The sequence below is a fragment of the Chryseobacterium endophyticum genome (genome assembly GCF_056333165.1).
The window spans coordinates 514,559-527,202 of sequence record NZ_JBWGXE010000002.1; the positions used below are offsets into that span (position 1 = coordinate 514,559).

Annotated in this window: 12 protein-coding genes; 11 read left to right on the forward strand and 1 reads right to left on the reverse strand. The window is 40.0% G+C overall.

Annotated features, from left to right (window positions below; all coding sequences use genetic code 11):
- Window positions 1-90 precede the first annotated feature (90 nt).
- From AC0N32_RS06735 to AC0N32_RS06745, 3 genes are all read left to right on the forward strand, one after another.
- Window positions 91-957, forward strand: a complete 867-nt coding sequence (locus AC0N32_RS06735) for an SPFH domain-containing protein (protein ID WP_476393092.1) — start codon at window positions 91-93, stop codon at window positions 955-957.
- Between the two features lie 72 nt (window positions 958-1,029).
- Window positions 1,030-1,218: a type II toxin-antitoxin system antitoxin gene (locus AC0N32_RS06740; protein ID WP_476393093.1), complete on the forward strand. Its 189-nt coding sequence runs from the start codon at window positions 1,030-1,032 to the stop codon at window positions 1,216-1,218.
- Between the two features lie 56 nt (window positions 1,219-1,274).
- Window positions 1,275-1,571 (forward strand): hypothetical protein, encoded by a 297-nt coding sequence (locus tag AC0N32_RS06745; protein ID WP_476393094.1) that lies wholly within the window; start codon window positions 1,275-1,277, stop codon window positions 1,569-1,571.
- A 147-nt stretch (window positions 1,572-1,718) separates the two neighbouring features.
- Here AC0N32_RS06745 and AC0N32_RS06750 read toward each other — a convergent pair whose 3' ends face one another.
- A complete protein-coding gene (locus AC0N32_RS06750; protein ID WP_476393095.1) occupies window positions 1,719-1,856 on the reverse strand; it encodes a hypothetical protein in 138 nt (45 codons plus the stop codon).
- A 388-nt stretch (window positions 1,857-2,244) separates the two neighbouring features.
- On the opposite strand from AC0N32_RS06750, the gene amaB reads away from it, so the two are divergent.
- From amaB to AC0N32_RS06790, 8 genes are all read left to right on the forward strand, one after another.
- A complete protein-coding gene (gene amaB / locus AC0N32_RS06755) occupies window positions 2,245-3,795 on the forward strand; it encodes an L-piperidine-6-carboxylate dehydrogenase (RefSeq protein WP_476393096.1) in 1,551 nt (516 codons plus the stop codon).
- A 118-nt stretch (window positions 3,796-3,913) separates the two neighbouring features.
- Complete coding sequence (gene lat / locus AC0N32_RS06760; protein ID WP_476393097.1) at window positions 3,914-5,239, forward strand: L-lysine 6-transaminase; 1,326 nt, start codon at window positions 3,914-3,916, stop codon at window positions 5,237-5,239.
- A gap of 61 nt (window positions 5,240-5,300) precedes the next feature.
- A complete protein-coding gene (locus AC0N32_RS06765; protein WP_476393098.1) occupies window positions 5,301-5,531 on the forward strand; it encodes a DUF2007 domain-containing protein in 231 nt (76 codons plus the stop codon).
- 146 nt (window positions 5,532-5,677) lie between these two features.
- The gene (locus AC0N32_RS06770; protein ID WP_476393099.1) at window positions 5,678-6,190 is read left to right on the forward strand and encodes a GNAT family N-acetyltransferase; all 513 of its coding nucleotides are present in this window, start codon (window positions 5,678-5,680) and stop codon (window positions 6,188-6,190) included.
- Between the two features lie 116 nt (window positions 6,191-6,306).
- Window positions 6,307-6,762, forward strand: a complete 456-nt coding sequence (locus AC0N32_RS06775; RefSeq protein WP_476393100.1) for a transcriptional regulator — start codon at window positions 6,307-6,309, stop codon at window positions 6,760-6,762.
- 1 nt (window position 6,763) lies between these two features.
- On the forward strand, window positions 6,764-7,951 hold the full coding sequence (locus AC0N32_RS06780) for an efflux RND transporter periplasmic adaptor subunit (protein WP_476393101.1): 1,188 nt from the start codon (window positions 6,764-6,766) through the stop codon (window positions 7,949-7,951).
- A 3-nt stretch (window positions 7,952-7,954) separates the two neighbouring features.
- Complete coding sequence (locus AC0N32_RS06785) at window positions 7,955-11,101, forward strand: efflux RND transporter permease subunit (protein ID WP_476393102.1); 3,147 nt, start codon at window positions 7,955-7,957, stop codon at window positions 11,099-11,101.
- Window positions 11,102-11,181: 80 nt separating this feature from the next.
- Window positions 11,182-12,597: an efflux transporter outer membrane subunit gene (locus AC0N32_RS06790; RefSeq protein WP_476393103.1), complete on the forward strand. Its 1,416-nt coding sequence runs from the start codon at window positions 11,182-11,184 to the stop codon at window positions 12,595-12,597.
- Window positions 12,598-12,644: the final 47 nt, after the last annotated feature.

Sequence of the window (12,644 nt, forward strand, 5' to 3'; positions counted from 1 at the left end):
ATTGAAATTTAAAGAAAATAATATTTCAACAATAAAAATTTAATCATATCTTTATGATATCAAAATAATATCAAATTAAAAATCTATATCATGGAAAAAGTTTTAAAACCAATGTCGGGGTATCTTACTTTGGTAATCTGCCTTGTGCTTTTTGTAGCCTCCGTTTACTTTTTTATAACCGGAGTAGACACCAGCATCACCTTTGTGGTTCTGGCATTACTCTGTTTTATCCTGTCATGTTTTTTCTTGAAAGGTTTAATGATCATTCAGCCTAATCATTCAAGAGTACTTAATTTCTTCGGTAAATATGTCGGGACAGTTAAAGAAAACGGCCTGTTTTTTATTAATCCCCTGTACTCATCACAGAAAATAAGCCTCCGTTCGGAAAACCTTCAGGGACAGACTTTGAAAGTCAATGACAAAATGGGAAACCCTATTGAAATTGCGGTTGTTATCGTATGGAAAGTAGGAGATACCTACAAAGCGGCTTTTGATGTTGAACGTTACACAGACTTCGTAAAAATGCAGAGCGAAGCAGCCGTTCGTCACCTGGCCATGAGCTTCCCTTATGACAACCTGGAAGATGACCATGCGCCGATTACCTTAAGGGAAGGCGGAGACAAAATCAATGCGATCCTTGAACAGGAACTTACGGAGCGACTTTCAAAAGCCGGAATCACCATTCAGGAAGCCAGAATTTCTCACCTGGCGTATGCTTCAGAGATTGCAGGCGCCATGCTTCAGAGACAACAGGCCACAGCTATTGTAGCAGCCCGTATAAAAATCGTGGAAGGCGCCGTCGGAATGGTAGATTTAGCCTTAAAAAAATTATCCGAAGAAAATATTGTTGAACTGGATGATGAAAGAAAAGCAGCCATGGTAAGCAATCTGATGGTTGTTCTTTGTGGAGAAAAAGCTGCAACGCCCATTCTAAATGCAGGAACATTGTACAATTAATACGGATCGGATCTATATTTTGAATTAAAAATATACATCACCAGCGCTGTTTGCATTAAATAAAAACGAAAAATGAAATCACAGAAAACTCAGAATTCTTCCGAAAACAAAAGCAAAAAATCTTTCGTCATCAGGATCGATGAGTCTACCTACAAACTTTTGGAAAAATGGGCTAGTGATGAATTCAGAAGTGTAAACGGACAGATTGAGTACCTGCTTCATCAAAGTTTAATGGATTCGGGAAGAAAGAAAAAAGAATAATTTTATTACTAAAATTATTCTTTTTTCTTATTTTTGTATAAAATAATTCTCATAATATGATAAATATAGTGCTTGAATTTAAAAAATACCGTGACAGTATTCCTCAGCTTATCCAGAATTCTGATTATAAAACAGGATATTTCATCAACTTATTAGGCCTTAAGACTCCAACTTATTACCGGAAGCTTAAAGAAAACTCTTTTTCTATGGAAGAGATTGAATTGCTCACCAAAGCATTATATCCCAAAGAAGCACTTTTGATGGAACTACAGGATGCTGAGGACGATTATGCTAAAGGAAATGTAAAAGAACATGAAGGATTCATGGAAGAACTAAGGCAGGAGTTTCTTTAATTTTTCAGGGTCCTGATAATTATTCCAGAAAGAGGCCAAAAGAATTTCACCTTTCTCGGTTAATCGGTAGTAAAGATAAATTTGTTCTACAATTAAATATTTTCTGTAAAGTATATTTTCTTCGTAAACAGAGCCTATGTAAGGATTTTAAGAAATGTTTACCACAGCGATATGTACAAACTTCATGAATCTTTTGATTTCTTTTTTGGTCCAGAACTCTTGTAAATAAAGTAAATTATCCCTGTAGTTTTTCTGGGCTTTGACGGACCATACTACTTTTTTCATCTGAATGTTTTTTTCAAAAATAAAAAAACACAGGTATAAAGAAATATATAATTTATAATCAAATATTTAAACAACAAAAAAGCAGAGAATGTCTCTGCTTTTCTATTTTATACAACTTTGAAGCGTATCTGCGCCGAAGTAGAATATCACCAGCCAGATGAGGCCTTTTATTGTGAAAAAGGCAAATCCTGCCCAGCCAACCCGCTTGAACCACTTTTTAAACTTCGAATTATTTTCCTGTGAGCTTTCCATTTCTGAGTGTCAAAAGATTATATGACAAAGATAAGCATGTTTATAATTAGTCCAAATAAAAAGTCGTTAAAAAAATTTAAATTTTGTAGTTCGCCTAATATTTTTAACTTTAGGGAAAACGAAAAGTAAAATTTTTATGTCTAAAAAAGTAAAGGATTTTGGGATTGAAAAAACACTCAGAAATCTAGGAATCAAGGATGAAAATAAAGGAACTTCGACAGGCGGAAAATACTTTGCATCCGGGAAAGTTATAGAAAGCTATTCTCCCGTAGACGGAAATCTCATTGCTAAAGTTAAAACTTCAGGAGAATCCGATTACAACAAAGTACTGGAATCTGCGGAAAAGGCCTTTAAAGAGTTCAGACTGATTCCCGCACCCAAAAGAGGGGAAATCGTACGGCAGCTCGGCCAGAAACTAAGACAGTACAAAAATGACCTGGGAAAGCTTGTTTCGTATGAAATGGGAAAATCTTTGCAGGAAGGCTTGGGTGAGGTTCAGGAAATGATCGACATCTGCGATTTTGCGGTAGGCGTTTCAAGACAGCTTCACGGATACACCATGCATTCCGAGAGACCGGGACACCGAATGTATGAGCAATACCATCCGCTGGGAATCGTAGGAATTATCACCGCATTCAACTTTCCTGTAGCTGTATGGTCTTGGAATACGGCTTTGGCCTGGATCTGCGGAAATGTTACCATCTGGAAACCGTCGGAAAAAACACCGCTTTGCGCCATTGCCTGCCAGAACATTATGAACGAAGTTTTAAAGGAAAACAATCTTCCTGAAGGAATTTCCAGTGTTTTGGTGGCAGATTATGAGATCGGACAGAAACTGGTTGATGATAAAAGAGTCGCTTTGGTATCTTTTACAGGATCAACGAGAGTCGGAAGAATGGTGTCTGCAAACGTAGCCCAGAGATTCGGAAAATCGATCCTTGAATTGGGAGGAAACAATGCGATCATCATTTCCAAAGATGCAGATATCGATATGTCTATCATCGGAGCCGTTTTCGGAGCCGTAGGTACGGCAGGGCAGAGATGTACTTCCACCAGAAGGCTTATCATTCATGAAAGTGTTTATGATGAAGTTAAAAACAGGCTGGCCAAAGCATACGGACAGCTGAAGATCGGAAACCCTTTGGACGAAACCAATCATGTAGGCCCGCTTATCGATACCGATGCCGTAAACCAATATCAGGAAGCTATTAAAAAATGTAAAAAAGAAGGCGGAAAATTCATCGTTGAAGGTGAAGTACTGAAAGGAAAAGGCTACGAATCCGGATGCTACGTAAAACCATGCATCGCCGAGGTGAAGAATTCTTACGAAATCGTTCAGCACGAAACATTTGCACCGATTTTATACCTGATCAAATATAAAACGCTGGAAGAAGCCATCGCCATTCAGAATGATGTTCCCCAGGGATTATCATCTGCGATCATGACGCAGAATTTGAGAGAAGCGGAATTATTCCTTTCTCACGCAGGTTCGGATTGCGGTATTGCCAATGTAAATATCGGAACTTCGGGAGCAGAAATCGGCGGTGCATTCGGTGGTGAAAAAGAAACCGGAGGCGGAAGAGAATCAGGTTCAGACGTCTGGAAATATTACATGAGAAGACAGACGAATACCATAAACTATACGGCAAACCTTCCTTTAGCACAAGGAATTAAGTTTGATCTTTAGTCATAAAACATCAGGAAATCAGAGATTTAAAAATTAAAAATTGTCAACTTTTATATAAACCGGTCTCTTGTTTCCAATCATAATTATTTATCATTAATCATCCCTAAGATTAATTAAAATGGAACAAACAATTGATATACAAGTAAATAAAGTAAAAGAAACAGTAGGAAAACATGTTTTGGCAGACGGATTCGATTTCGTAATGGATATTGAAAAATCCCACGGATCGTGGCTGTATGACAAACTTACCAATAAAGAATACCTGGATATGTTTTCCATGTTTGCCTCGGCATCGATAGGCTACAACCATCCTTATCTGGTTGAAAAATCGGCGTGGCTGGGAAAAATGGCCGTTAATAAACCGACCCTTGCAGACGTTTATTCTGAAGAATACGCCCATTTCTTAGAAGTTTTTGAAAGAGTGGCGATTCCTGAAGAGCTTCAGTACGCTTTCTTCATCGAAGGTGGAGCGCTTGCGGTTGAAAATGCCATGAAAGCGTGCTTCGACTGGAAAACCCGCAAAAATTTTGAAAAAGGAATCGATATGGAAGCAGGAATATGCATCCATTTCAGACAGGCTTTCCACGGAAGAAGCGGATATACCTTAAGCCTTACCAATACCTCCGATCCCAGAAAATACCAGTATTTTCCGATGTTCGACTGGCCGAGAATACTGAATCCCAAGCTTACTTTCCCGATTACCGATGAAAATCTGGAAGAAACCATTAAAAATGAAAGATTAGCTTTATTAAACATCGAAGAAGCGATCCTGATGAATCCTAATAAAGTCGCATGCATCATCATTGAACCGATTCAGGCAGAAGGCGGCGACAACCATTTCAGAGATGAATTCTTATCGGGATTAAGGAAAATCTGCGATCAGAATGAAATTCTTCTTATTTTTGATGAAGTGCAGACCGGAATAGGAATCACAGGAAAAATGTGGGCTTTTCAACACTTTACGGCAAAACCGGATATTATTTCTTTCGGTAAAAAAGCACAGGTTTGCGGAATTTTAGCCAATAAAGAAAAATTCGATGAAATCCCTGATAATGTGTTCCGTGAAAGCTCAAGAATCAATTCTACTTTCGGTGGCAATTTTATCGATATGCTGCGTTTTCAGCTGGTCATGGAAGTCATCGAACAGGAAAATCTTGTTGAGAACGCAAGAATTGTAGGGGATTTTTTACTGGAAGGCCTGCAGAAACTTGCTGAAAAATATCCCGAAAAACTAAACAATGCGAGAGGAAGAGGATTAATGTGTGCGATCGATCTCCCGACTCATGAGCAAAGAAACGCCCTGAGAGACGAGCTCTGGAATGACGGAATGATCATTTTATCCTGCGGGGATTTGTCACTGCGCTTCAGGCCGCATCTTAATGTAACCAAAGAAGAAATTCACCTTGCATTGGATAAAATAGAGAATAACATTAACAAAATTTAAATTACGGATTTGTAATTTTCAAAAAAATTTTATAAATTTAGATACTCAAACGTAACAGAACATGGAAAGAAGTACAAGAGTATCAGTTTTTGAAAGTGACAAACCGGCAGAGATTCAGCTTATTAAGTCTAAATTGGATGACGCCAATATTAAAAATGCTGTTGAAAACAACTACCTTACTTTTACAACAACGCCCACGGCAACATCGCTGAAAGTAATGGTAAAACTGGAGGACGAAAAGAAAGCATTTGAAGTAATAGATGCTTATCTCCAGCAAAATGAAAATCAATAAAACAATTTCATAATTTTAAATTTTACTACTTCGAACCGAAAATTAATACTCATTAATTTTCGGTTTTTTAGTGCAAAAAATTTAATAGCTGAAAATTATGAACAGTGTAGCATTTTTAAATTTTTAAATATAATCTTTTAATATTCATGAATTCAGACATCAAACTAAGAAAGGCAGAACATGCAGACCGGGATATCATCTGGAACATCCTACAACAAGCCATAGAAAGAAGAAGAATAGACGGCAGCACGCAGTGGCAACAGGGATATCCGAACATCAATACCGTAGAAAGCGACATTGAAAAAGGATTCGGATACGTGATGACTGTTGACGGAGAAATTGCAGTTTATGTCGCTCTCATCCTTAATGACGAACCCGCATACAGCACCATTGAAGGTGCCTGGCTCAGCAACGGAGAATTTGTTGTCGTTCACAGGGTAGCGGTCGACGAAAAGTTTGCCGGCCGGGGAATGGTAAAGATGTTATTTGATCATATTGAAGACTTCACCAGATCTCACCAGATTCAAAGCATTAAAGTAGATACGAATTTTGATAATATCGCCATGCTGAAAATTCTGGAAAACAAAGGATACACCTACTGTGGCGAAGTATTTCTCGCAGGCGGTATGAGAAAGGCCTTTGAGAAGATTATTATTTAATCAAAAAGTTAAATCCGTTTTCATTGATTGTTTATAAAGCAATAGATTTATAAACTCTATTAAGTTTGTTCGTTTAGTTCAGAACTAATTTTTACTTTTGCTCAAATTTATATACCATGCATAAGAGTATAGAAATTGATGAGAAAATTTTTCAGGATGCCGTAAAGTTCTATGGCACTGTTTTCAACCTACCTCCTTTAGCATCAAAAATTTATGCGTACCTTTTATTTGATTATGAAAAGGTGGGCATAACTTTTGACGAGTTCGTGGAAGTGCTTTCTGCAAGCAAAAGTTCGGTTTCGACAAGCATTTCGCTTTTGCTGAATGCAGAACTTATTGTAGACCACAACAAAATGGATGAGCGAAAACGGTATTTTTTCATCAATGACGGTTACAAAAAAATCAGATTTGAAAAAATAGTACAGAAAATGAAGGATGAACTACAACTATTGGATGACTTAGACCATTTTAAGAAAAATCGCGACGATGTCCGCAATGAAAAAATAGAAGCCTATAAAGCACTTTTAAACAAAAATATAATTAATATTCAGGAATCTCTTAATAAACTATAAAATGAATAATAAGCTAGTTATACTTTCTGTTGCAGCACTTTCTTTGGTGGCCTGCAAAAAAGAAGCTCCTAAGCAGGACGGCCCGAAGCCTTATCCTGTGGTAAACGTGGAAGCGAAAAATGTAGTAGGTTATCAGACGTTCCCTGCAACCATTCAGGGTAGGGTAAATAATGATGTGCGTGCTAAAATCCAGGGATATATCACAAAAGTTCTGATAGATGAAGGTCAATATGTAACCAAAGGCCAGCCGCTTTTCCGTCTGGAGACGAATATTCTGAACGAAAATGCTGCCGCTTCAAAAGCCGGCATCGGTGCTGCAGAATCTAATATCGCTGCAGCACAGGCCGCCGTAAGTGCAGCCAATGTGGAAGTGAATAAACTTAAACCTCTTGTTCAGAAGAACATCATCAGCAACGTCCAGCTGCAGACTGCACAGGCCAATCTGGTGCAGGCTCAGGCACAGCTGAAGCAGGCTCAGGCAGCCAAAAGCCAGGCGGTGGCTAACTATAAAGGGGTAGAAGCCAATATTGAATACTCCATCATCCGTGCACCTATTTCAGGAGTTATCGGTAAACTTCCTTTAAAAGTAGGAAGTCTTGTGGGACCTTCGGATCAGACTCCTTTAACGACAATTTCCGACACTTCAGAAATTTACGCTTACTTTTCAATGAACGAAAAAGAATATTTTGACTTCCTTGAAAAATCTCCCGGCGCCACCATGCCTGAAAAGATCAAAAACCTTCCGATGGTAGAATTACAGCTGGCCAACGGAAGCATTTATCCGGAAAAAGGAAGAATAGAAGCGATTACCGGTCAGATTGACCCTACAACAGGAACCATACAGTTCCGGGTTGCATTTACCAATGCACAGAAACTTCTGAGCAATGGTAACAGCGGTACGATCAGGTTCCCGCAACGTTACGACAACGTATTGGTTGTTCCGGAAAGTGCTACTTATGAACAACAGGGAATTGTTTATGTATACAAAGTGGATAAAAGTGATACGGCGAGAAATGTGGTGATCAATGTGATCGACAGAATCGACAATATGGCTTTAATTAAATCCGGAGTCAATAAAGGCGAAACCGTGATCGCAGCAGGTATCGGGGGATTGAAGCCCGGAACCGCTGTGAAAAAGCAACCCGTAAAAATGGATAGTCTCGTTCAATCTATAAAACCGAAATTCTAAAAAATGATTAAAAATTTCATAAACAGACCGGTTTTATCCACGGTAATCTCAATTCTGATTGTGATTCTCGGGGTATTGGGACTTATCGCCCTGCCGGTTACACAATATCCGGATATTGCACCTCCCACAGTAAGTGTTACGGCAAACTATACAGGAGCCAACGCGGAAACGGTTATGAAAAGCGTGGTGGTTCCCCTGGAAGAACAGATCAACGGGGTTGAAGGGATGGATTACATCACTTCCAGTGCGGGAAACGACGGTTCAGCCAACATTCAGGTATTCTTCAAACAGGGAATTGATCCTGATATTGCAGCGGTAAACGTTCAGAACCGTGTAACCAGAGCTACACCGTTATTACCGAGCGAAGTAACACGTTCCGGGGTGGTAACGCAGAAACAGCAGACCAGTGCGTTGATGTACATGTCTTTCTATTCTGAAAATAAAGATCTTGATGACGTTTACCTTCAGAACTTCCTGAATATCAATGTTATTCCGAGCTTGAAAAGGATCAATGGAGTAGGTGATGCCAACGTTTTCGGGGGAAAAAACTATTCCATGAGAGTATGGCTGGATCCTGCAAAAATGGCCGCTTACGGAGTGACACCTACCGATGTGACCAATGCGATCAACGAGCAGAGTAGAGAAGCCGCAGCCGGTTCTATCGGACAAAACAGCGGAAGCTCTTTCGAATACATTATAAAGTATGTAGGTAAATTTAACGATAAAGAACAATACGATAATATTATCATCAAGTCTCTGGGCGACGGACAAAATCTGATGCTGAAAGATGTTGCTAAAGTGGAACTTGCAGGACAGTCTTACACAGGTATTGGGGAAAACGGGAATTATCCTTCCATCAGTATGGGTATTTTCCAGACGCCGGGTTCAAATGCCCAGGAGATCATCAAAAACATTAAAGCTTACCTGAAATCAGCCGAGGGAAGCTTTCCGCAAGGTATTAAATACACCTTCAACTTCGATACGAACGAATTCCTTGAAGCGTCTATCGATAAAGTTGTGCATACGTTGATCGAAGCATTTATACTGGTATTCATCGTGGTATATATTTTCCTTCAGGATTTCAGATCTACATTGATTCCGGCTATTGCAGTTCCTGTTTCGATCGTGGGAGCTTTCTTCTTCCTGAATTTATTCGGATATTCATTAAACCTGTTAACCCTCTTCGCTTTGGTTTTAGCGATCGGTATTGTGGTGGATGATGCCATTGTCGTCGTCGAGGCCGTTCATGCCAAGATGGAACATGGAATTTCCGATGCTAAAAAGGCTACTGTAGAAGCGATGGACGAAATCACCGGAGCGATCATCTCAATTACCCTGGTCATGGCTTCCGTATTTATTCCGGTAACCTTTATTACGGGACCTACAGGGGTTTTCTATCAGCAGTTCGGGATCACGCTTATTGTGGCGATCATCATTTCTGCAATTAACGCTTTGACCTTAAGTCCGGTTTTATGTTCATTATTCTTAAAACCTCACGATGCGCATCATGCAGAGTATAAAAATTTAAATTTCATTCAGAAGTTTTTCTATAAGTTTAATATTGCTTTCAGAACAACGACTGAACGGTATGGAAGAGGATTTATCTTCCTTTTAAGACATAAATGGGTGACGCTTATTATCTTCGCCATCACGGGAGGGATTTTATATTGGGCAAGTACAACCATGAAAAAAGGATTCGTTCCTACGGAAGACAGGGGGATCATCTTTACCGATGTTCAGCTTCCTCCGGGAGCCTCAATGGAGAGAACGTACAATGCTCTTAAAACACTTCAGGCTAAAGCGATGAAGGTGCCGGGAGTACAGAACGTAACGATTTCCACCGGTAGAGGATTCCTTTCCGGAAACGGAAGCAATAACGGTCTTGCATTCATTAAGTTAAAGCCATTTGACGAAAGAAAAAAAGACGGTCAGACCTCAGAAGATATTACCAAGAGCTTATTTGGGATCTCGGGAGCAGTTCCTGATGCCAAAGTGGTATTCTTCCAGCCGCCGAGTGTACCCGGTTTTGGTAGCAGTGCCGGTTTTGAGATGGTTCTTTTGGATAAATCAGGTGGTGAATACGCAGACCTTGACAATAAAACAAATGAATTTATCGGAAAACTGATGCAAAGACCGGAAATCGAGTTTGCACAGACTTCATTCAATACAAAATATCCTCAGTATGAAATGCAGATCAATGTTCCGTTGGCAAAGCAGCTTGGTGTTTCGGTAAGCGATATCCTATCGACTATGCAGGGGTACATCGGAGGAATCTATACGGCAGACTTTACCAAATACGGGAAGCAGTTCCGGGTAATGGTTCAGGCCCTTCCTGAAAACAGGCAGAATATCGACAATCTGAATGAATTATACGTAAAAACAGGTTCAGGCGTCATGTCTCCGATCTCGCAGTTTGTAACCCTGAAAAAAGCGTATGGCCCGCAGTCGGTAAGCCGGTACAACTTATTTACTTCAGTGAAAATCACGGGTGCCAATTCGGCCGGATTCAGTTCCGGGGATGCGATTACGGCCGTCCAACAGGTCGCGAAAGAAACATTAAACCAAAACTATGATGTTGAATTTACGGGATTGACGAGAGAGGAATTAAATTCCGGATCGCAGACGGTTCTGATCTTTGCTTTAAGTTTGATCTTCGTTTATTTCATTCTTTCAGCCCAGTATGAAAGTTATATTCTTCCTTTGATTGTAGTCATTTCTCTCCCTCTTGGGGTAATGGGTGCTTACTTCGGGCAGAAAATCATGGGACTGGAGAATAATATTTACTTCCAGATTGCTCTGATCATGTTGGTGGGACTTTTGGCAAAAAATGCCATTCTTATCGTTGAATTTGCCGTACAGAGAAGGCATCATGGAGAGACGATCGTTATGTCTGCCATCAATGCGGCAAAAGCGAGATTAAGACCTATCCTGATGACCTCATTTGCGTTTATCTTCGGGCTTCTTCCTTTGGTTCTGGCAAGCGGAATCGGGGCAGTGGGTAACCGGTCTATCGCGACAGGAGCAGCAATCGGACTTTTGATAGGAACAATTTTAGGACTTTTTGTAATTCCCGTATTGTATGTTATTTTCGAATACCTGCAGGAAAAAGTAAAACCTATCAAAAAAGAAGAAATCAATTTAGCAGAATAAATTAATCGGACTGGCTGGAAGTCGGATCTCATTTTGAAATCTGACTCCGTCTCCTGATTTCTAACTACTAATTAAAAAAAATGAAGAATATTTTAAACATAATAAAAGGACTTTCTTTTTCAGTTGCGCTTCTTGCTGTGGTGTCTTCGTGTATGGCAAGGAAAGACTATCACAGACCAGACCATGTGGTCGATGAGAAGCTGTACCGTACCGACATGCTTCCTTCCGATACGACCAACATTGCTAATGTTTCCTGGAAAGAAATTTTTACAGATCCTATCCTTCAGAAACATATTTCCAAAGCTTTGGAAAATAATCTCGACATCAGGATTGCATTGCAGAGTATTGCTTCTGCAGAGGCTTATTTAAAGCAAAGCAAGGCAGCCTATCAGCCGACACTGGCTGTGGGACCCAACTATACCTTCCAGACACAGTCTATCAATACCCAGTTTGGGCAAATTATCGGTGAAAGAAGATATGTAAATCAGTTTGACATCACCGCAAGCATCGGCTGGGAAGCTGATCTCTGGGGAAAATTAAAGTCTCAGGAAAAAGCACAGTACGCCGCTTACCTGGGAACGATTGCAGCCCATAAAGCAGTAAAAAGTGATCTGGTAGCTTCCATTGCTTCAGCTTATTATCAGTTACTGACATTTGACGCACAGAAAAAAATCATCAATGAGACCATCGCGGTCCGTGAAAAAAACCTGGAAACCACAAGAGCTTTAAAAACTTCAGGAACATTAACCGAGGTTGCCGTACAGCAGAGTGAAGCTTTGGTTTTTAATGCAAAATCTTTACTGATTGATATCGACACGCAGATCCAGCTTCTGGAAAATACCATGAGTCTTCTGATGGGAGAGCCTTCTCACACCATTGAACGCTCAACATTGGAAAGCCAGCAGCTTCCGATAGATGTTAAGCTTGGATATCCCGTGCAATTGCTGGCCAACCGTCCGGATGTGATGAGAGCAGAATTTAATCTTATGAATGCTTTTGAACTGACAAATTCAGCCAAAGCCCAGTTTTATCCTACGCTGAAGCTTACGGGAAGCGGTGGAGTACAGTCGGTGGATATTGATCACTTATTCAGTGTAAACTCTTTATTTGCCAATGTTGTCGCTGGCCTGGCACAACCGATTTTAAACAGAAGAGCGATCAGAACCAATTATGATGTGAGCCTGGCCAATCAGGAAACCGCATATCTCAATTTCAGAAAAGCCGTTCTTACTGCCGGAAAAGAAGTTTCTGACGCGATAAGGGTATTTTCTGTTCAGGATTCTTTTATTGAATTAAAACAAAAAGAACTGAATGCGTATAAAAACTCTGTGGAATATTCCCAGGAGCTGGTGAATTACGGTATGGCCAATTACCTCGAAGTATTGAACGCCAGTGTAAATTCACTGAATGCAGAACTGAATATTGCCAACGCGGAATACAGCAAAATGAAAGCTGCGGTTGAGCTCTATCAGGCTCTTGGAGGCGGATGGAAGTAAGCTGCCCAAAGATGATATATAGAAACGCACATTAAATTTTAAATGTG